The organism is Bradyrhizobium sp. (genome assembly GCF_052389815.1).
In the GTDB taxonomy this organism is placed as follows: domain Bacteria; phylum Pseudomonadota; class Alphaproteobacteria; order Rhizobiales; family Xanthobacteraceae; genus Bradyrhizobium.
Genome location: NZ_JBQTHN010000077.1, coordinates 34,868 through 56,044 on the forward strand (window position 1 = coordinate 34,868; position 21,177 = coordinate 56,044).

Annotated in this window: 18 protein-coding genes; 10 read left to right on the forward strand and 8 right to left on the reverse strand. The window is 63.8% G+C overall.

The features are described 5' to 3' along the window. Positions 1 to 1,393: 1,393 nt before the first annotated feature. From ACT4OC_RS13575 to ACT4OC_RS13615, 9 genes are all read left to right on the forward strand, one after another. Positions 1,394 to 2,815: a multicopper oxidase family protein gene (locus ACT4OC_RS13575; protein ID WP_444839507.1), complete on the forward strand. Its 1,422-nt coding sequence runs from the start codon at positions 1,394 to 1,396 to the stop codon at positions 2,813 to 2,815. Between the two features lie 28 nt (positions 2,816 to 2,843). Beyond that, positions 2,844 to 3,287 (forward strand): DUF411 domain-containing protein, encoded by a 444-nt coding sequence (locus tag ACT4OC_RS13580; RefSeq protein ID WP_444839508.1) that lies wholly within the window; start codon positions 2,844 to 2,846, stop codon positions 3,285 to 3,287. 80 nt (positions 3,288 to 3,367) lie between these two features. Beyond that, positions 3,368 to 3,976, forward strand: a complete 609-nt coding sequence (locus ACT4OC_RS13585) for a TlpA family protein disulfide reductase (protein ID WP_444839509.1) — start codon at positions 3,368 to 3,370, stop codon at positions 3,974 to 3,976. A gap of 97 nt (positions 3,977 to 4,073) precedes the next feature. Next, entirely contained in the window at positions 4,074 to 4,709 is a 636-nt protein-coding gene (locus tag ACT4OC_RS13590) for an SCO family protein (RefSeq protein ID WP_444839510.1), read from the forward strand. Continuing rightward, on the forward strand, positions 4,706 to 5,188 hold the full coding sequence (locus ACT4OC_RS13595; protein ID WP_444839511.1) for a copper chaperone PCu(A)C: 483 nt from the start codon (positions 4,706 to 4,708) through the stop codon (positions 5,186 to 5,188). Before ACT4OC_RS13590 ends, ACT4OC_RS13595 begins: the two co-directional genes overlap by 4 nt. Before the next feature lie 47 nt (positions 5,189 to 5,235). Then, positions 5,236 to 5,817, forward strand: coding sequence for a hypothetical protein (locus ACT4OC_RS13600; protein WP_444839512.1), 582 nt, complete (start codon positions 5,236 to 5,238; stop codon positions 5,815 to 5,817). Between the two features lie 303 nt (positions 5,818 to 6,120). Further along, positions 6,121 to 6,522: a PAS domain S-box protein gene (locus ACT4OC_RS13605; RefSeq protein ID WP_444839513.1), complete on the forward strand. Its 402-nt coding sequence runs from the start codon at positions 6,121 to 6,123 to the stop codon at positions 6,520 to 6,522. Between the two features lie 257 nt (positions 6,523 to 6,779). After that, positions 6,780 to 8,156: a CaiB/BaiF CoA transferase family protein gene (locus ACT4OC_RS13610; RefSeq protein WP_444839514.1), complete on the forward strand. Its 1,377-nt coding sequence runs from the start codon at positions 6,780 to 6,782 to the stop codon at positions 8,154 to 8,156. Between the two features lie 363 nt (positions 8,157 to 8,519). Beyond that, positions 8,520 to 8,873, forward strand: a complete 354-nt coding sequence (locus tag ACT4OC_RS13615; protein ID WP_444839515.1) for a hypothetical protein — start codon at positions 8,520 to 8,522, stop codon at positions 8,871 to 8,873. A 349-nt stretch (positions 8,874 to 9,222) separates the two neighbouring features. Here ACT4OC_RS13615 and ACT4OC_RS13620 read toward each other — a convergent pair whose 3' ends face one another. The 4 genes from ACT4OC_RS13620 to ACT4OC_RS13635 form a co-directional block, all read right to left on the reverse strand. Next, a complete protein-coding gene (locus ACT4OC_RS13620) occupies positions 9,223 to 9,465 on the reverse strand; it encodes a hypothetical protein (protein WP_444839516.1) in 243 nt (80 codons plus the stop codon). Positions 9,466 to 9,481: 16 nt separating this feature from the next. Next, positions 9,482 to 9,955, reverse strand: a complete 474-nt coding sequence (locus tag ACT4OC_RS13625; RefSeq protein WP_444839517.1) for a hypothetical protein — start codon at positions 9,953 to 9,955, stop codon at positions 9,482 to 9,484. A gap of 353 nt (positions 9,956 to 10,308) precedes the next feature. After that, positions 10,309 to 14,004 carry an AsmA family protein gene (locus tag ACT4OC_RS13630; protein ID WP_444839518.1) on the reverse strand — a complete coding sequence of 1,232 codons (3,696 nt, stop codon included), beginning with the start codon at positions 14,002 to 14,004 and terminating at the stop codon, positions 10,309 to 10,311. Between the two features lie 127 nt (positions 14,005 to 14,131). After that, positions 14,132 to 15,361 carry a cytochrome P450 gene (locus ACT4OC_RS13635; RefSeq protein ID WP_444839519.1) on the reverse strand — a complete coding sequence of 410 codons (1,230 nt, stop codon included), beginning with the start codon at positions 15,359 to 15,361 and terminating at the stop codon, positions 14,132 to 14,134. Positions 15,362 to 15,508: 147 nt separating this feature from the next. On the opposite strand from ACT4OC_RS13635, the gene ACT4OC_RS13640 reads away from it, so the two are divergent. Then, the gene (locus ACT4OC_RS13640) at positions 15,509 to 16,123 is read left to right on the forward strand and encodes a TetR/AcrR family transcriptional regulator (RefSeq protein ID WP_444839520.1); all 615 of its coding nucleotides are present in this window, start codon (positions 15,509 to 15,511) and stop codon (positions 16,121 to 16,123) included. A gap of 165 nt (positions 16,124 to 16,288) precedes the next feature. Here the strand turns inward: ACT4OC_RS13640 and ACT4OC_RS13645 are convergent, their stop codons facing one another. From ACT4OC_RS13645 to ACT4OC_RS13660, 4 genes are all read right to left on the reverse strand, one after another. Beyond that, entirely contained in the window at positions 16,289 to 16,606 is a 318-nt protein-coding gene (locus ACT4OC_RS13645) for a hypothetical protein (RefSeq protein ID WP_444839521.1), read from the reverse strand. A 65-nt stretch (positions 16,607 to 16,671) separates the two neighbouring features. After that, positions 16,672 to 17,970: an MFS transporter gene (locus tag ACT4OC_RS13650; RefSeq protein ID WP_444839522.1), complete on the reverse strand. Its 1,299-nt coding sequence runs from the start codon at positions 17,968 to 17,970 to the stop codon at positions 16,672 to 16,674. After that, complete coding sequence (locus tag ACT4OC_RS13655; RefSeq protein WP_444839523.1) at positions 17,967 to 18,956, reverse strand: NAD(P)-dependent oxidoreductase; 990 nt, start codon at positions 18,954 to 18,956, stop codon at positions 17,967 to 17,969. The genes ACT4OC_RS13650 and ACT4OC_RS13655 overlap by 4 nt, the downstream gene beginning before the upstream one ends. 102 nt (positions 18,957 to 19,058) lie before the next feature. Further along, complete coding sequence (locus ACT4OC_RS13660) at positions 19,059 to 21,089, reverse strand: adenylate/guanylate cyclase domain-containing protein (protein WP_444839524.1); 2,031 nt, start codon at positions 21,087 to 21,089, stop codon at positions 19,059 to 19,061. Positions 21,090 to 21,177: the final 88 nt, after the last annotated feature.

Consider the following 21,177-nt stretch of genomic DNA (forward strand, 5'->3'; position numbering starts at 1 on the left):
CTTCGGGGACGCCGTCCGTCAGCTGCCCTGAACGCGTGCCGACTTGTCAGTCGCCCGCGGCAAGCAAGTGCCAAGACTGACCGTCGCGCGGACACGCATGGATAGGCGACGGCCGCGAGCGCGGCCGCTCAGTTGAGCGCGGTACGCTTGGGAGGATGTGGATCCGGCGGAAAGCCGTGATCACGGAGAGTGCGAAAAACAAGGGCTCTCGATGACTTGCGGGTAAGCGAGACTGTAACTATTGCGTCAGGTTGGAGAATGCTGGTCGAACCGCAATATGGGCCGCACGTGAGGCCGAAGGCACCGCACGTTTTCCAGGCACAGAGGCGGCACTTGGTCGCCAGGCGCTGGGTGTCGCTCAACGCTGCGGTGCTGAGTGTCGCAGAGAGATGACCTGTGCGTTCACTCGCCCGTGCGGCTCCCGGCAGGGCAAATGCCAAGATCAACAACACCACTGAGATCAAACGCGCCATAATGCAGGATATCAGGAGTATTGATTCCAGCGCCATCGATTTTACTTCCTGCAATCAAGTCGACGGCTCCTACTGGCCACGCCACCCGCCCGACAACTGCGACAACAGCCCTGCCCTATCCGGAGGGATCACGCATGATGAGCGACATGACAAGCATGATGGGCGGAATGGGATGGGGTATGGGACTAGTTGGGCTTCTCGTCCTCGTTCTCCTCATTCTCGGCATCGCGGCGCTGATCAAATATCTCTCGGGATAGCCGCAGTAGATGATCCGCAAGGTTCGCCGGCTCAGGGTCGGCTAGCTTCCTCCGCACGTCAAACCGGTCGCCGCGCTCACAAGTCAGTGAATGGGCAGCCACGCGGCGGTGGAACGAGCAAGAGCAACTTGCCTTCTCATCTGCCAGCCTAGTTTTTTGTACGGGCAAGCGCTATGTTGTTCATATGTCGCAGAAGGTTCGACGCGTCATTACGCTGTTACTTGCGCTCGCATTTGCCGCAAGCCTCGTGCCGCATGGCCTGCGTGCCGCGAGCGCGGACGTGATGATGATGGTTGCGACCACTGACATGCCCATGTCAGGGAAATCCGGCGGCTGCAACGACACTCAAAAGGCCATGACCGTGGGAGCATGCCCTGCTCATTGCAACGGCTTCCTGGCGCTTCCCTCGACCGAAGCGTCGCCTGAGCCGCCTGCAATCGAAGCAGTGCCAGACGCTGCTGCGCCGAGTGTGGCGGGCCATATGATCCCACCAGACCCCTATCCTCCCAGACCGGTCCTCCTGGGTTGAGGGACATCGCCGAGCGCGGCGATGTGATCCTCCAGCGCGCGTGAAGCTTGTCGCCTCGGACGCGCAGCGTCACTGCCACATAGGCGTTTTCAAACGCCTGTGGCGGTGCATCAACGCACAGGATCGGTTTCGCAATGCACGCTATTAGATTCCGTTCGGCGATTGATCGCCGCACTCTGCTCATCGGCGGCGCCGCCCTCGCTGCTTCGGCACCTTGGGGACATGGCGCGCGCGCCGAACCTGCCAAGCCGAGGGCAATCGAGCTAACCGCTGGCATCGGTCGGGCGCCTCTCGTCGGCTCGCCTCACCCGGTCACCGAAGTCTGGTGCTACGGTAACCACGTCCCTGGTCCGGAACTTCGCGTGCGCCAAGGTGAGCCCGTTCGCATCATCGTGCGCAACGAGCTGCCCGAAGAGACGACCGTACATTGGCACGGCATTCGTCTGCCGAACGCCATGGATGGCGTCCCTGGTCTGACGCAGCCGCCGATCAGGCCGGGCGAAAGCTTCACTTACGAATTCACTCCTCCAGATGCCGGGACGTTCTGGTACCACCCGCATTCGAATAGCCTCCGTCAACTCGGGCGCGGGATGGCGGGCGCGCTCATTGTCGAAGAGCCAACGGCTGTTCCGGTTGATCGCGACGTTCTCTGGATGCTGGCGGACTGGCGGCTGACGTCCGAGGCCGAAATCGCGGGCGGCTTCGGTAACCGGATGGATGCGGCGATGTCCGGCCGTCTCGGCAATACAGTTACGCTCAATGGAGCCATATCGGACGAAGTGCCGGTTCGCGCAGGTGAGCGCATCCGGCTACGGCTCGTGAACAGCTCTCTTGCGCGACTCATGTCGCTCCGTTTCGAGGGCCATCGTCCGACCATTGTGGCGATCGACGGACAGCCTTGTGAACCGCACCAGCCGGAGCGGGATCGGGTACTGCTTGGTCCGGCCATGCGCGTCGATCTTGTGGTCGATATGCAAGGCGAGCCGGGGCGCCACTACCGCGTCATCGATGATTTCTATGACGGCCTCAGCTACTGGCTCACCAAGCTTGTCTACCAAGACACGCCTCCCGTCCGCGCGCGCCCACGCGAAGCGGTTTCTCTCACGCGCAATCCGTTGCCCGAGCCCGATCTGACAGGTGCGGAGCGATACGAATTGAGACTGCAAGGCGGAATGATGGGCGGCGCGGGCATGATGGGAATGAGCGGCATGGCGCATGGCGCGAGCTGGGCCATCAATGGCAAGTCGGTCACCGGCGATGGCCATGCGGAAATGCCACCGCTGCTCACTCTCCGCGTCGGTCGAACGTACGTAATTGCCATCCGAAATGATACCGCTTGGTGGCACCCGATGCATCTGCACGGCTACAGCTTTCGGGTGCTGAGCCGGAACGGCTCTCCCGTCCCGCATCGGCAATGGGCTGACACCGTGCTCGTGCCGCCAAAGGCAACCGCCGAAGTTGCGTTCGTGGCCGACAACCCGGGTGATTGGATGTTTCACTGCCACGTTACGGACCATCAGGTGACCGGAATGATGGCTGTGCTGCGGGTTACCTGAACAACTCGCGTGCCAAATGGAGAACGAGATGAACAGACGAGTCTTCTGTTACAGCGCGGCGTTCATGCTGTTGGTCACTCCGTTGCCGGCGTCCGCTGAGCCGACGCGGGCAATGCTGTACAAAAATCCGCAGTGCAGCTGCTGCGAAGGCTACGCTGCCTATCTTCGCAAGAACGGTTTCGCGGTTGACGTAAAGCCGACGACCGAGCTTGCCGAAATCAGTCGAAAAGCGGGCGTGCCGGAACAGTTTCAGGGCTGCCATACCATGTTCATCGATGGCTACGTGGTCGATGGCCACGTTCCGGTAAAGGTGCTTCGCAGGCTCCTGTCCGAGCGACCGCCGATCGCCGGAATCACGCTTCCCGGGATGCCGGAGGGATCTCCGGGCATGACCGGGCCGAAGAGAGCACCGTTCACGATCTATGCAGTGCTCAAGGATGGTGCGCCACCAACTATTTATGCAAGCGAATGACTGCCAACGCCACAGCCAAGCGTGCCTGCTTGCCGTTAGTTCCATGGCTCACGGCCAGGTCGATAGCGATTGCGCTTCTAATGGCAACGATCGCACATGCAAGCGCGCAGAGCCTGCCGAGAAACCTCGTCGTGCACGCGGCCCGGAAGCCCGTACCGGAGATTGCATTCGAGAACGCAACGGGTCGGGTTACGACACTGACTGCATTCGCCGACAAGGCTCTTGTCCTCAACATCTGGGCAACGTGGTGCGTACCCTGTCGCCGCGAAATGCCCGCGCTTGACCGGCTGCAGGCGACCTTGGGAGGGCCACACTTCGCAGTGGTGCCGGTTTCGATCGACCGGGGCGGCGTTGATGCGGTGATGAAGTTCTACGGCGAGATCGGGATTCAAAATCTCCCGATCTATCTTGACGTCTCCGGAAAAGCGGCTCGGGCGGTCGGCGCTATCGGCTTGCCGACGACATTGGTACTCGACCGCGAAGGATACGAGATCGCCCGGGTTACCGGACCGGCCGAATGGGACGCGCCCGAGCTGGTCGAATTCTTGAAGCCCCTTGTTGAACAAAGGAGCGTGACAATTCAGCGGACTGACCGTGGCGCTAGCGGCGTATCGAGCACGGTGTCAGCCCCCGGTGGCGCTTTCGCGCGCGGCATCCAATGGGTCAGGTCGCTGTTTGCGAACAACTGAGGTGAAGAGAAGGGAGCGAACTCCTGACGAAACGAGTGGAGTACCTGCAGCGCTCGGGGAGCCCGCGAGCCACGTTCGAAACACAATGAGGCGATCCGTGAATCGAGAACACTTAGCTTTGATCGCCATTGCGCTGGCAGTAGCCACAGCAAGCCCACTCGCAAGCACGTGGGTGATGCTGCAGCATGCTCGCGCACCACCTGTTACCAGAGAGGGAACGGCCGCAATCGGCGGCCCATTCGAGCTTGTGTCGACGAGCGGGGACACCGTTACCGATCAAAGTTATCGCGGCAAATGGCTGCTGATTTTCTTCGGCTATACATATTGTCCCGATGCATGCCCGACCGCACTCAATAGTATCAGCATCGCTCTTGAGAAACTTGGGCAACGTGCGAGCAACCTGCAGCCCGTGTTCGTAACGGTCGATCCGCGACGCGATACGCGCGAGGTGATGCGTGAATACCTCAAACCGTTCGATTCGCGCATTGTTGGACTGACCGGGACGCAGGATCAGATTGACGACGTTCTCAGGAAATACCGGTTGTACGTCGCGCAGCAGAAATCCGAGAACGAAAGCAACGACTATCTCGTTGACCACAGCGCGTACATTTACCTGATCGATCCGAACGGGAAATTCGTGGACGTCATCCACGGCAACGAAACTGGTGAAGCGATAGCGGCCTGGGTGCACGAGGAAACGAGCCGCTCTGGGAGTTGGTGGAGTTTCCGATGAGGCACATGGGCCATCTCGTGTTGGCATTACTGCTCGGACTCGTTTCGCTCGACCAGGCGTCAGGACAACGCGCGATCGTGATCGATCACCCGTGGGCGCGCGCCACACCGCCCGGCGCGAAAACCGGGGCGGTGTATCTAATCGTGACCAATAATGGCGCCATCACCGATCGCCTGCTGAGCGCCGCGACGCCCGTAGCGGACAACGTCCAGTTCCACGGCGTCAGTGAGGTGAGTGGCATCGTCCGGATGCACGAGATGCTGTCGGTCGATGTCGCGCCCGGCGGAAAGATCACTTTCAGCCCGGGCGGCATGCACATCATGCTGGTTGGGCTGAAACAGCCGCTCAAGGAAGGAGAGACGTTGCCGCTGACGCTGACGTTTGAACGCGCGGGCCAACGGGATTTGATCGCCCCGATCGCAAAGGTTGGCGCCATGCAATGGGACAAGAGGCAAAAGCATGATCACGTGACGAACTAGCCGGTCCATGTGCAGTTTGGACCACTCCATGGAGGAAGAATATGAGGATGAAATCAGCTCTTTGGGCGTTGGCCGTTAGCGCCGGCGTAGCGCTCTCGTTTGAGGCTGCGACTGCACAGGGCATGCAGGGACGGATGGGGTCGGGCATGATGCAAGGCCCCGATCAGCAGACCGGAGGTCGCGAGATGATGCAGGGCTCCGGCCAGCATACCGGAGAGCATGGCATGATGCGAGACGAGATGGGCGCAGGCATGCAGTGCATGATGCCTGGCCGGATGCACTCGGGGATGATGGGGCAGATGGGTCGGGGCATGATGGGGTCAGGAATGATGGGGATGATGGGTACAGGCATGATGCGAGACGGCCGCGCCATGACCCAGCGCGGAATGGAAAGTGGAATGGGCGCCCTGTTCGGATCGCATGTTACGCCGCCAATGAATCTGTCGGTCGATGACGTGCGAGGATATCTCGGGTTGCGGATCGACCGTCTCAATAACAAGCGTCTGAAAGTCGGCGATCTCAAGAGCGACGACAAGACGATTGCCGCGGAAATCGTCACCCTTGACAACTCGCTCGTTCAGCGGCTCAAGGTCGACCGGCATACCGGCGCGATAGAGTACGAAAACTAGTGATCAGCGGCAGCTTTCGTGCCGCCTGTCAGGCCACGTAAGGACGCCCGGCCAGCGGCGGGCCTGCGAGATCACGGTTTGAGGACCGATATGTTTAGTGACTCGGTCGTTCCGTGCGAGCCGAAGGTGAACAGCCTTGGCCTAACTAGATTTCCGACGCGGCTCGACCATCATGAGTTGCTGCGCAGCTCCAAGCATAAGAACCGATTTGCGTCGGAATCCTGCTGGCGTGGCGCCCATTGCTGTGATGAACTCGACCTGGCGGTTCGGGAGGGTCACAATACCCGCTGATCGGTGGAAACGATGTCAGAATTGGCCGAGCAGATACTCGATCAAGTCGGTGACGCTCTCATCTGCGCCGACCGCAACGGGGAGATCATTCGCTGGAACCGCGCCTGTACCGCGTTGTTTGGCTTTTCCGCGGAAGAGGCGATCGGGCAAAGCCTCGACCTGATCATACCTGAGCATCTCCGGGCCGCACACTGGGGTGGCTTCGATGCGGCGATGACCAAGGGGACCCTAAAGCTTCAGGGCCGGCCGACGCTGACCCGTGCCTTGCATAAGAGCGGGCGCAGACTTTATGTCGAGATGACTTTTACCATTGTCAAAGGAGATGCTGGGAGCGAAGCACTCTGCGCGGTGGCCATGGCACGCGACGTAACGGAACGCGTCGAGCGAGAGCGCGCTGCAAGCCGGTCGTCCTGAACCTTGAATGATCTACAACTGGCCGGAGCCCGCAAAATGATCGCGGTGGCGGCGCCCTCGCAAGCGATCAGGGTTGTAGAGCGTCTGATGACATCATTCTGACTGAGCACCCAACCGCGCCTACCCGACCAATGCTGCAGAAGCGTCAGAAAGTTCTCGCCAGGGTGCCGTCCGCACGCGACCCAAGGCAGACATTGATCTTGATTTGACCTGGAATTTTCGATTGCATGGTGCCCACAATGAGGGGGGCGCGTTACATGCCGCATGATCCAAGGCTCGTCAAGGACGAGGACAACATTGAGCAACTTCGAAGCACCATCCCGGAGTGGATCAAGAAGCTTCAGCGACCGACAACGCCGTGCGTCACGCCGGCGTTCGGTCCGTTGGAGGGCATTCGTGCGGTCGGCACCGGGCAGCTGATCGCCCAGCCCTACATTGGCACCAAGCTCGCAGAGTTCGGCGCTGAGGTTATTCACGTCGAGAAGCCGGGCGGCGACGTCTTTCGCTTCACCGCGCCGCAGTTGGTGCGCGGGCCGCGCCCCCACGGAGGCGACGAGGCCGAAGTCACCAAGAACAAGTTGTCGATGGGACTCGATTTCAAGAAGGCGCGCGGCGTCGAGCTCTTGATGGCGCTGTGGAAGATTTCGGACGTTTGGATGGAATCATCGGCACCCGGCACATGCGAACGTAACGGCATCACCAACGAGCTAGCGCTGGCGGTCAACCCCAGCCTCGTGATCGTGCGCGTCAGCACCTACGGTCAGTACGGAAAGGAGGAATATCTTGGGCGACCGGGCTACGATGCGATCGCGCAGGCCTACGGCGGCATGATGAATTTGACCGGCGACCCCGCCGGTCCACCGCAGCGCGCCAAATCCTATACCGGCGACTATGTCACCGCGCTAACCGGGTGGGCGGCAACGATGATGGCGCTGTGGGAGGTCAAGAAGAGCGGGCGGGGACAGGTGGTCGACCTCGCGCAATATGAATCGGTCGCCCAGACCAATGGCAATACACTGCCGATCTTCACTGGCGAGGGCGCGGTCTCCGGGCATACCGGTAATCGGCCGGCGGGCTTCCAGCCCTACGATACGTTCAAATGCAGCGATGGCTGGGTCTATATCGGCGCGCTCGGCGGCGCAATCTACGATCGGGTGCCGAAATTCCTCGGGCTTGACCCCGTGGAGTACAGCTACGACGAATGCTCGAAAGACGCGGCCGCGGTCAACTCGGAGAAGGGGCGCGAGCTCGACCGACGACTGCGCGACTATTGCGCTGCGCATACGGCACTCGAGGTTGAAACCGCAGTGAACGCGGCTCAGATCGGCTGCGCTCGCGTGTTCAACGTGCGCGACCAGTATCACGACGAGCACTATGCGGCTCGCGAAATGACCGTCCCGGTACTCGATCGTCAGTCCGGCGTGCCGATCCGGGTCTTCGGCGTGGTTCCGAAGATGTCGCTGACACCGGGCCAGATCTGGCGCGGAGCGCCGTCGATCGGCGACGACACCACCGACATCCTCTCGACGATGCTTGGTCTTTCGGCGGCCGAAATAAGCGGACTGTACGCGGAAGGTATCGTGCACCGAACGGAGCCGTTCGTTGCGCCACAAGTTGCCCCGGCCAATCCATAGGACGTGAGCGCCTGCGAACGGGGCCAAGGACGCACAACACTGTGCGTCCTTGGCCCCGACGCCGGCATCGTGCCGAGCCTACTAAAGTCCGCCCCTGAAGGCAGGCGGACAAGCACCTTCACGATCGGAATTTTGCCATTTGACCCATTGCAGACCTGCGGCCACCGTACTCCGCAAGTGACACAATCTTGGCACACTGTTCCCGGTTCCCGGTAGGCAGGGCTCAGCAGGGGATTGCCAGTACCAGCGCCGATAGCAAAGCGAAGCGTGGAAGAGAGACTAAAGCCGTTCGCAACCAAGGAACCTCAAGCGAGGAAAACGCGTTCTGTGGGGTATTGGGGGCAAACCAAGAAGGGAATGCTCATGCGTATCTCTACGGCATCCGTCATCGTTGCAGCGCTCTCCCTCGGAACGCCCACTTGGGTGCAAGCGCAAGGAGCACAACCAAAGGCGCCGCCACAGGCTCAGTCTGACCAGTCCACCGTCATCCGGAGCATACAGGTCGTCAACATCAAGGACCTCGAGCCCGAGGTGCGGTCAAAGGTCGAGGATGCCGTCGCAACGATAAGTGAAAGCGACCTGCAAAAGCTTCGGGATTCCATCGACACGACGCCAGAGGCGGTGTCCGCGCTTAAAGCCAAGGGCCTGAGCTCGTCACAGGTTGTCGCTATCACCGTCGCCAACGGCGTCCTGACGATCTTCGCCAGGACAGCTTGAGAAATCAGGACTCAACAGGAACAGAATTGCGGTGACGGTGCATTCAATTGGAGACATCGCGGCCTTGAGGGCTTCAAGGTGGCCATGCCGGCGATTGCTCCCTTCGTCAGCCAGAAATTAAGTGCACTGTCACCGTAATCCGTAATCTCAAAAGTGATGAACGCAAGTCAGAATTACGGTGACAGTGCATTCAATCAGCGTCCTCGCCGCATTGAGGGCTTCAAGGCTGCCATGCCGGCGATCCCCCTGCGTCCGCCGTTGAAAGCGACGAACTAAGTGCACTGTGTCACCGTAATGCACCGTAATGCTGTCACCGTAATGCCCCCTCTTGCGACCAACTCCGGCGCCCTCACTCCTTCGCCTTCAACTTCGCCTCATTCGCCGCAATGAAGGCGCGGATCTCATCCGCCATGTCGAGGAGGCGGAGCCATTGCTCCTTGTATAGCGTCACCGGGAAACGCCCCATGCCGTAGACCGAGACGGCTCCCTTATCGCTGACCTTCATCCTCGTGCTGGCAGTGGCACCCTTCTTCAGCGCGGCGTTCTCGCTGCGCAGGCGCTCCAGCTCGGCCTTCATCTCATCGTCGGACATCGAAAACTGCCTTTCCCTAATCCGAACTGATCGTCCGCATCAACGTCGCGGCGTTGATCTGGAACGCTACTACCGTCTGCGCCACGTTGATGACCGTGAGCAGCAGGAATTCGGTATTATTGAACATGGCGAGGCGTTGCACGCCGGCGGCCGCGAGAGCAAACAGCACAATCTGCAAGATTGCTATCGCTCCCATCAGCAGAACTTCGTAGATATTGTTGACGCCAGGATCCGATACCTTGATCTGCTCGGCCATCGCAACGATGGCCGCGGCGACCATTAGAACCTCGACCCATGCCAGCCGATAGCCGGCATAATCGAAGATCGTCGCTCTCGGATCAGCGAAGACGAGCTGCCCAATGACGAACACCACCAGGATATAAGTGAATCCGGGGATGTAACGCAGAACTCCTGGACCCTTGCGCCGACGACGGCGCGCCACATCGGACTCGCTGACAACGGCAGCATCCGCATGTTCGCTATGTGTCATTGGAGTTCCTCGTGGTGGTCTCTAGCTATACGCCCCGCCCGTTGGCGCCATTTGACGATGAGACGGTGAATCTGGTGCTAGGTGAGATGATGCCCAGGGCACGCGTACCTCGATGCCAAAGACATATCAATAGGTTCCGATTGGGTGCGGCCGAAATCAGGCACGCTGCGCCGCCTGTTGAATTTTGGTCCGGCACCCGCACCTGGTTTTTTTGGCGCTGACAACCCGCTTCCGCAACACTCACCATTTATTTTCTACGGCCGGAGCCGCCCGCTGCTGTTGATGCTGGACGAGCCGACGAACCATCTCCTTCCTTCTCTCCGCAACATCGGAATCCTACGCGAGATCATGCACTAGTTCTGCACCGGCGGACGCGGCGGCGGATTGGCGACCTGCGGCGTCAACGCCATTGGCGGCTTCGGCCGTGGCCTCGCCACGGCGCCCGGCGCGGGCTTCACCTCGATCGGCGGCGGCAGCGGGGCGGCCTGCTGGGCCGGCGGCGGGGGCGGCGCCGCGGCGACCGGTGGCGGCGGCAAAGGCAGGCGCGGCGGCGGGCTCGCCGCCTTCCGTTTGGCGCCGCGCGGATCGCGGGCGGGCATCGGCACGTGAGTCAAAGGCTCGAGCGCCGAGCCGAGAGCCTCGGCGGCATCCGGGTCCCTTGGAATCGAAACCGGGGTCGGCGGCGGAGGCGGCGGCTCGCCGCGCTCGATGGCATCCAACCTGCGGGTCTCGTGATCGATGGCGCGCACCGCAAGCCAGGACGACAGCGCGGCGACGTCCACCGTGCGCGTCATCGCATCCGGCGTGCCCGCCGCGAACAGCTGGATCTCCGGACGGCCGCTGGTGGACGTTGCAAGCGTCAGCGCCAGCGAGGCGCGGATGTCGGCCTGGTCGGCGGGAATGTCGTAGCCGCCCGATATCACCGCGCGCACGCCCTGCGCATCGATGGCGGTGGCGGCGAGGCGCATGCGGCCGTCGCGGATGGTGAAGGGCAGCTGCACCGAGCCGACCGACAGGCTGCCTGCCGCCAATGCGGGCTCGACGATCTGCCTCAGCCTGGTTTCGTCGCGCACCTGTCCGCTGTCGCTGGCGCGCACCGCGACCTCGAAGGCGTGCGGATCGAGCCCGGCAAACTTCGCCGCCTGCAGCGTGACGGTGCCGCTGCCGGAGAGCGCGCCGACCAGGGCCGCAGCGCTGCGGCCCTGGCTGGTCAGGGTCATCTGGATCGTAGCGCGGCCCTTCGGCACCGCAAGCGCGCGGTAGCGCAAGGCGCCGCCGTCGATATTGCCGAGCGACACGCGCGCATTGAGCGAGATGCCGTCAGCGCCTGGCCTCGCATCGATCGTCGCGGTCACGTCGCCGCCGCCGACCTTGCCCCAGATATCCTCGAACACCAGCGACTGGCCGTCGGCCCTGACCGTGCCGCTCACCGGCTGCAGCTCGAAGCTATCGGGCAGCGCCCCGCGCAGCGCCTGGAAGGCGATGCGGCCGCGCCAGCCCTTGACCAGGCCGGCGCCGAGCGGCTCGGCGGTGTCATGGCCCGCCGCGCCGATCGCAAGCCCGAACGCCTGAGCCAGATCCAGCGCATCGAGCCCCACCTCGCCCTCGATCGACTTCTGCCCGTCCAGCGCGATCGTCACACGACCGCGCAGCCGCGAGCCGGCGATGGTGCTGTCGAGACCGTCGAACGTCCATCTGCTGCCGGCCACCGTCAGCCGCGACGCCAGCGCGATATTCCGCGCCAGCGCATCGGCCGGCTTCAGGTCGAGCAGAGGAGCGAGATTGGCGCTGCCGATCCGCAGGTTGACGTCCGCCCTCGCCTCCTGCGCAAACGGGTCGGCCGAGCCCTGCGCCTCGGCGTCGAGCCCGCTGCCGGAAAGCTTCGCCTTCAGCTGCAGCGGCGCGCCCCAGGCGCCGCTGGCGGAGCCTTCGAGACGCACCGGCCCCTCGCCCGCGACGATCGCGCGGTCGAGGCCGAGCAGCGTCAACAGCGCGTTGCCTTGCGCGGCCGTCAGCTTCGTCTCGATGGCAAGCTCGGATCGGCGTAGCGTCTCCAGATCGATGCCGTTGATCGCCGACAGCGGCGGCTTCGCCGCGACCGTTGCCGTGCCTTTCAAATGCGCGGCGTCGAGATCGAGCGCGATGCGCGCATTGGCGCGGTCGGCGCTGCCCTTCTCCAGATCCAGGACCAGTTGCGCCCGCGCGGCACCCGGACCTGCGCCCATCGCGTTCAAACGCGCCGCAAGCGATGGCGCGAATGGATTGATCAACGCGGTGAGCTGGCCGAACGAAGCCGCCGTGGAGCTCAGCGCCAGCTTTCCGGTGACGCCGGCGCGGTCGAAGCTGCCAAAACCTTCCAGGGTGACGTTGTCGGGCCGTCCGATCGCCAGGTGCTCCAGCGTCAGCGACTTCGGACCATAGGCAAACTTCGCCTGCAGCGGCCGCATCTCCTGCCCTGCGGAGATGGCGCGGCCGATGTCGAGCGACATCTGCACTTCCTGCGGCCAGTCACCCTGCGGTCCGGCCAGCGAACGCAGCAATGCGGTTGCGGCATCGAGATCGAGGCGCTCGGATTTCAAATCCGCTTCGACCCGCGTGCCGGCGTCGGGGCGCGGATGCGAGATCGCGACGCGGCCTTCCACGGCGCCGCCGTCGAACTCCGCCTTCATCGCTGACATCGCGATGCCGTGCGGCGCGGCGTCGACCTCGCCGCGCAACCGCAGCGGCTTCTGGCTGCGAGAGGCGAGATCGCTGCGGCCCTGCAGCCAGGTCACCAGCGCATCGGGATCGGCGGAATCGACGCTGAGCGCGGCCTTGAACGTGGCGGCATCCTGCGCACCGGCGCCGCTCAGCGAAACGCGCGTTCCGCCCGGCGCGCGGAATTCGAGCTTGCGCACGCTCAAGGCCTCGCCGTCGGCGCGCAGCTCGATGGCAAGGTCCTGCACCGGGCGGCCGCCAAGCGTGATCTGGTCGGAACCGAATTCGACCTGCACCGGCCACGGCGTCGATGGAATTGCCGACAGCAGCGTGCGCAGCGCCGGCACTGCCCGCGCCGGCTCGGCCGCATTGTCCTTCGCATTTTCCTTGGCATTTTCCTTCGCATTGTCCCTGGCGACGAAGCGATCGATGTCGAGCTGCCGCGCCGCCAGCTGCGCGCGCAGCAACGGCGAGGCACCGAAGCTGGCCTCGCCCGTGCCGGCAAGGCGCAGCGCGCGCTCCTCCGGCCCAAAGCTCACATCCAGCTGATCGAGCTTGGCGGCCATGTGGTCGCCTTTGACCTTGGCGGTGATCTTCCATGGCTGGGCGGTGGGATCGGCCGTCGCGGCCGGCCGCGCCACGGTCACCGATCCATCGAAGCGCTGCGCGCGCCGGTCGAACGTGAGGCCGCCGTCGAGATCGACGGCGAGCGCGCGCTGGCCGGGATCGACGGTGAGGTGCACGCGGGTGCCGCTGCCGTCCTGGGTCTGCCCGGAGGAGACGCGGAAGGGATAGCGGATACCGGCGAGCAGGAAATTGCCGTCGCCGCGGATCGAGCCGGCGAGCGAGCGCACGTCGCCGGAAAACGCGATGTCGCCGAGCTCAAGCGTGGAGCGGCTTGCGGCATCGTGCAGGGCGATACGGCCGGTGAGGTTCAGCCGATCGATCGCGAGCTGGCCGAAATTGAAGCTGCCGGTCGCGGCCGGCCAGTCGATCCGGCCGCGCGCGTCGAGGCCGAGGTCGAGCGCCATGCCGTTGACGGTAAGCTCGGTGGCGCGCCATTCGCCGCGCATCAGCGAGCCCAGGCTGAACTCGACGTCGAGTTTCTCGGCGCGCACCTTGCCGAGGTCGTTGGCGCCGCCGACGCTCACCTCGCGCAATTGCAGCGAGGGCGCCGGCAACAGCCGCGCGTCCAGCTTGCCGGCCACGCGCACCGGCGCGCCGACGATCCGGCTCGCCTCGGCCTCGAATTGCGGGCGAAACTGGCTCCAGTCGATGAAATACGGCCCGACGAGCGCCGCCACCAACGCGATGATGAAGGCGATCGCCAATCCGAGCAGGGTCGTCTGCACGGTGTCTCCTCTCGGGTGCCACTGGCGCGGCCGCAACCGTCGAGGAACCGGCGCCGGGACACCGGGGAATATAGGGGCAACTAAGGCGAAGTCACAGCGGCATCGCGAGGGATGCCGGGACTGAACTCTACCAGCTTGCCGGCAGCCGCTTGAGGCCGCGCAGGACGAAAGAGGGCCGCCATTCCGGGTTTTCCGCGTCATCCAGCCGCAGGTCGGGAAGCCGGCGCAGCAGGGTCGAGATCGCGACCTCCGCCTCGATGCGCGCCAGCTGGGCGCCGAGGCAGAAATGGATGCCGCCGCCGAAGGAGAGCGGCTTGACGTTCGGCCGGGTGATATCCAGCCGCTCCGGATGATCGGGATAAACGGCGGGATCGTGGTTGGCCGATCCGAGCAGGCACAACACGGCCTCGCCCTTGGGGATAGGCCTGCCACCGAGCTCAACGTCCTCCAGCGTGGTGCGGCCGGTCATCTGCACGGAGGAGTCGTAGCGCAGGAACTCCTCGATCGCGTTGGTTATGAGTTCCGGCTTGGCTTTGAGCAGCGCGAGCTGGTCCGGGTTGCGGAACAGCGCCAGCAGGCCGTTGCCGATCAGGTTGACGGTGGTCTCGTGGCCGGCGCCGAACAGCAGGATGATGTTGGCGTAAAGCTCTTCGTTGCTGAGCTTACTGCCGTCTTCCTCGGCATGCAGCAACTGCGTCGTCAGGTCGTCGCCGGGATTCTTGCGCCGCAGATCGAACAGCTGGTCGAAATACATCTTCGCCATCGCCTGGCGGGCGTTGCCCTGCTTGATCTCTTCCGGCGTCAACGGAACCGGCTCGAGGATCCGGCCGCTATCGCGGGCGCCGGTGTAGAACATCTCGCGATGCTCGGGCGGAATGCCGAGCATGTCGCAGATCACGGTGACCGGCAGGCGAAATGCAAAGTCCTCGATCAGGTCCATCTTGCCTTGCGGGATGACGTGATCGAGAGTCTCGTCGACGATCTGCTGAATCCGGGGGCGCATGTCCTCGACCCGCCGCGCCGTGAAAGCCTTCACCACGAGGCCACGCAGGCGGGTGTGATCGGGCGCATCCTGCTGCAACATCGTCAGCGCGAAGTTGCGGATCATCGGCTCCTTCATGATGTCGGGGCCGTAGCGCCGCTCCATGCGCGTGGGATAGTCCTTGCCGAACCGCCTGTCGCGCAGCACGAGCGTAATGTCCGCGTGGCGGCTCGCCAGGTACATGCCGTGCTGGGTCAGATGCACCGGATCCGACGTGCGCAGCTTCTCGTAATGGGGATAGGGGTTGCGGATGAACTCCGGCGCGAGCGGATTGAAAAGCGGTGCGCTGGTCGCAGGCTGAACGTGCTCGTTCATGACAGACCTCCCTGGAGCTTGTCTTGACGCGTTTTCTTCACGCGAACCGGCATCCACTTCGCTTGAAGACGCTCTAGCCGCGCTGATTATCGTTATGCAACTCGATACATTGTTGTATCGAGTTGCATTCTGCCCTAATCTGCGCCGATGTCAAGGTTGAGAACCAGACCGACCCGGGACGACACCCGCGACAAGCTATTCGAGGCGGCCGCCCGCGTATTCGAGGAACAGGGCATAAGCGCCGCCAGCATCGAGGCGATCGCAGCCGCGGCCGGCTTCACGCGCGGCGCGTTCTACTCGAACTTCGCCAGCAAGGACGAACTGATCGTCGCCATGCTGGAGGATCACGTCGAGCAGACCATCAAGCGCAACCTCGACCTTCTGGCCAAGCATCAGGACTTGCAGGACTACCTCGAAGCATTCCGGAACATGGATCGCACGCGCCAGGATCCGCTCGGCCGCTCGCCGCTGCTCAATATGGAAATGATCCTGTTCGTGGCCCGCGCCGAGAAGCGGCGGCCGGAACTGGCCAAGCGCCTGCGCGCGCGGCGGCAGATGCTCACCGAGATCGTCGCGATCATCTCGAAGCACGAGGGCAAGAATTTCGAGAGGCCGGAATGGGTCGCCGCCATCCTGCTGGCGCTGGAAGACGGTTTCCGGCTGCATCGCCTGATCGATCCCGAGACCACGCCGCCGGATAGTTTCCTGCGCGCGCTCGACGACCTGCAGGAAGCGATCGGAGAGACGTTCGATGTGAAGTGAGGCGAGTTCTGATACTTGGCAGGTTCACGCAGGCGCGGCGATGTCCGCTTTCCTCTTAAGGGCGGACAGTCGGGGGTATGGCCGGAATGTCTGCTAAGGGCGGCCACAAGCTGACATCGCCACCGGCCCTTGCCATAGCCAAGCTTGGGAAGACGCCTCCCGGCGCTACTTATCGTTCTCTGGGGGCAAATACCAAGGCCGCACCGGAGGCCGCTTCTTCGCACGACTAATCCATAGTCCAAGCATCATCGCCAAGATAATGGGCGGCGCAAACATGATGAGATTTTCGGAATGATATTTCGCCGTCATATCCGATTGATTGAAAATTCGTAGCGAGGCTGCGAACCCCACCGCCATTGAGCCGCCGACGAGGACGGCCATGCAGAGCAACGTTGGAAGCGGCGTTTTCCCGACCAACCAACCGATCAAGCCTCCAGGAATGACGGCGACCGCAAATATTATCGCCCACATGAAGAGGATCATCGCTCGCTTCCATTTGCTCTTTTAGGTTGAGCGTCGGTCATTACTGCTCGGTTAACATCATCCCGCTAGGTAGGCCCGTACACTTGCGGCATCTTCCCCGCGACGGCGCGGACCTTGCCGGGCGAGGCCTGGAAGATCGCGAGCGCCGACAGCAGGCTCACGGCGATGCCGACCGCGAAGGCGATGGTGTAGTCGCCGGTGAAATCGTGCAGCAGGCCGGTGGCCCACGGGCCCGCCGCGCCGCCGGCCAGTGCGGCGAGCATGATGGTGCCGAAGATGCTGCCGTAATGCTTGCCCTGGAAAATCTCCAGCACCACCGGGCCCATCACCGAGGTGAGGCCGTAGCCGAGCGCGCCTTGCGTCAGCACCATCAGATAGACCAGCCACAGGCTCGGCCAGTATTTCAGCGCCACCAGCGCGGCGAAGCAGATCGCAAAGCCGAGGCAGGCGATCGCCCATACCGATTCGCGGCCGATGCGGTCGGAGAGATGGCCGAGCCAGATCTGGCCGGGAATGCCGAGCAGGCTGACCACGCCGAGCGCCCAGACGCCGACGGTGGGCGAGAAGCCGATGTCGAGCAGGAATTTGGTCTGGTGCACCTGCACCGCGTACCAGATGTAGAGGCCGCAGAAATAGCCGATCGCGATCCACCAGAACCGCGCGGGGCGCACCGCAAGACTCAGCGTCCAGTCGGTACCCGCCCACACGGGGTCGACGACGTTGGAGACGGGCTTGGCCGACGTCGCGGTCGGCGCGGGATCGCCGTCGGGCAACAGGCCGACGTCCTCGGGACGCTTGCGCAGCAACAGGTTGATCGGCGCCAGCACGACGACGATCAGGATGCCCATCGCGGTGCAGGAGGTCTTCCATCCCGTTTGCTCGATCATAAGCTGCACCCATGGCAGCAGCGTCACCGAGCCGACGCCGACGCCGGCAAAGGCGATGCCGAGCGCCAGCCCGCGGCGGCGGACGAACCAGTTCGGCACGAACAGCGATTGCCCGGAATAGCCGAGGCACACGCTGCCGGCGCCGACCAGCACGCCGATGGTGAGGTAGAGATGCCAGGGCTGCGTGGTCAGCGGCGCCAGCAGCATGCCGCCGCCCATCAGCACCACGCCGAGCTCCATCACCGCGCGCGGACCGTAGCGATCCATCAGCCGACCCATCAGGGGGCTCATGATGCCGGACACCACGAAGCCGAACGAGAACGCGCCGGCGGTGACGCCGCGATCCCAGCCGAACTCGGCGATGACAGGCGGAAACAGCAGCGAGAACGCCGTGCGGGCGTTGACGCCGATCGCCATGGTGACGAACACCACGGCGACGATCATCCAGCCGTAATAGAAGGGAAGCCGGCTCTTCATGCTGTCGTCTCCGGCCGGCGCGTCCAGCTCTCGACATTGACGGCGCCGACCGGGGCGTTGCCTTTGACGATCTCGGCCACCTGGCGCACGGTCTCCGACGATTGATGCTCGATCGCCTGCGGCGTCAGGCCGCCGACATGCGGCGTCGCGATCACGTTCGGCAGTTTCGCCAAGCCCGGTGACGGCATCTGGTCCGGCGCGCGGCCGACGTCCATGGCGGCGCCTGCGATGCGGCCATCGCGCAGGGCCGCGGCGAGTGCGGCTTCATCGACGAGATTGCCGCGCGACAGGTTGATGAAGAAGGCATGCTTCTGCATGCGCGCCAGCGCCGCCGCTCCGATCAGGTTCTCGGTTTGCTCGTTGGCGATGGCGAGGCAGACGACGTAATCGGATCGGCCGAGGAGATCGTCGAGAGAAACGTGCCGGATCGCCACGTCATCGATGGTGACGAAGGGATCGGCGACGAGAACCTCCATGCCCAGCACCTTGGCAAGGCCGGCGAGATAGCGGCCGATGCTGCCGAAGCCGATGATGCCAATGCGGCTGCCGGCAAGCTGCCGCCCCATGATGACCTCGGGCGCCCTGCCCGCGTGATAGTCCGCCGTCGCGCGCGAGACGCCGCGCGACAGATCGATCATGTAGCCGAGCGCGAGCTCGGCGACCGACTGCACGAAGCCGGGGCTGGCGCGCGTCACCAGCACGCCTGCGCTCGATGCCGCGGCCACGTCGATGTTGCGGATATCGACCGCGCAGCGCACGAAGGCGCGCAGCTTCGGCAATTTTCCAAAAATCTCGCCCGGCCCCTGCGTCATGCGGTCGGCGACGACGATGTCGACGTCATCAGCTGCGTCGATCAGCGCGGCCGCATCGAGCGCCGAGTCGCCTTCGTGCAGCTTCACGTCGGCCACGGCGCGCAGGCCGCTCAGGCTGCGCTCGCCGTAATAGTCGCGCCGCATCTGCGGCGTATGGGCCAGCAACACTTTCAAGGATGGTGACACTCCCGGCCAGCCTTCCGACCATCTGTCGGCAGGGAGGTCAAGAGCCATCCACGCAACCCTGCCGCCTGAGTGGAGCCTGCGGCAAATCGCTTACTTCGTCCGCGCCACCGTGGTGCCGTCCCAGCCTTCGGCGGTAGGGTTGTCGATCTGGTGCCTGCAGCGCTCGATCATCAGCGATGACGCCGCGTCGCTTTCCCTGAGCTTCCGCGCCCACTCGAAACAACCGATGGCGCCGTCGAAATCGCCGGCGCGCCATGCGGCAAGGCCGGCTTCATAGGTCATGACCCATTCGCGCAAGTCTTCGCATTCGCCGGTCATGCCGAGCAGCTCGTAGATCTGCAATCCCCCGGCGCGGCCATAGACCGCGAGGCGGTCGAGCTCGCGCACGACGATGCGGTCACCGGCGAGGCGGCGCGTTTCCGGACCGATGATGATGGTGGAACCGTAAGCCTTGTTGGTGCTTTCGAGCCGGCTTGCGATGTTCACGGCATCGCCGATCACGGTGTAGTTCAGCCGCACCTCGGAGCCGATATTGCCGACCAGCATGTCGCCGGAATTGATGCCGATGCGGACCTTCACCTTCTCGCCGCGGTCGTCGACGAGGCCCGCCTCCTCCACCGCGCGCTTGCAGGCCAGCGCGGCGCGGCAGCAATCGACGGCGTGGTCCGGATTGGGCGACGGCGCGCCCCAGAACGCCATCACGGCATCGCCGATGAACTTGTCGATGGTGCCGCTAGCGCCCTGGATCTGCGCCGACACCACGTCGAGATAGCGCGACAGCACGGGAATGATGCGGTCGCCCATCCGCTCCGACATGCCGGTGAAACCGGCGAGATCGATGAACAGCACGCTCATCGGCCGCACCGCGCCGCCGAGCCGGGCGCCGTTGCCGTCGCTGACCAGCCGCCGCACCAGGTCGGCGGGGATATATTTGCGGAACGCGGCGAGCCCCTGCGCCATGTCGCCGATCGCGCCCGAGAGGTTGGCGATCTCCGTCAGGCGCGAGGAATGCCGCTGCACCTTGTCGAGGTCGAAGCGCTCGACATGCCTGATCTCGTTGACCACCCTGATCAGGGGCGCCGCGATCAGGCGCTGCGCCAGCCACGCCGACAGCAGGCCGGCAAAGGCGATCAGCACGGCAAGCCCGATCAGGAGGTTGCGGATGGTCGCCTGCACCGGCCCGAGAAATTCCGATTCCGGCACCACGGTCACCAGCGACCAGCCCGGAAAGGAGATCGGCGTCAGCACGGTCTTGTAGGCCTTGCCGTCCCTGACGACGGCCGTATTGAAGGGTTGCGAGCCCGCCGGGTTGTAGGCGCTGCCGGCCTGCCGGATCGCGTCGACGGCGACCGGGAACAGCGGGTGTTCGGTCTTCAGCGGGTTGAGCTCGTCGGCATTGGCGTCGGGCGATGCGATGGCATTACCTGCGGGATCGAGGATGAAGGCGCCCGCCGACTTGCCGACGGTGAGCTGCGACAGGAAGTTCGATACCCGCGTCAGCTCGATGATGACGGCGAGCACGCCGGTGCGCACGTCGTCGATCTCGATCGTCACGGCAAACGCCGCGGCGGGCCGCTCGCCGATGGGGTGGACCGTCAGCGTCGACCAGAGGTCGGAGCCGCTGTACCACTCCTGCTCGGTGACCCGATATTTGGTGTCTTCGACGCGGCTGTCCCTGAGCTTGATGTCGCCTTCCTCGAAGTCGTATCGCTCGATGCTGAGCTTTGCGTCGGTCCCGATCTCGAGCGTCTCGACGCCGGCATCGCCGAGCTTGTGCACGGCAAAGAACGAATTGTCGGGCCAGCCGAAAGCGACCCAGGAAATGGTTGGCTGGGCCTGCAGCTGCGACAGGAACACGAATTTTCTGCGCTTGGCGTCGCGGATGTCGAGCACCTTTTCCGTCAGCAGTGCGCGCACCGCGATCGAGGCGGAGCGGGCTTCAGTGGTGATCGATTGCAGCTGGTCGCCGACCGCCGCGACGATCTGGTCGTTGATGGTGTCGGCCAGCGTCTGGCTGACCTGGTTGGCGGTGCGCCACCACAGCAAATGCACCACGATCGCGCTGACGACGATGGACGTCAGCACGAGGGCGGAAATGGCGCTGCGGATTCCGATGCGCATCGAGGCTTCCGGGGTCAGGCTGGCTTGATCCAGCTCACATGATACGGATCGCGACGGGATAAGTTACACACGGCTCTGTGACCGCGAT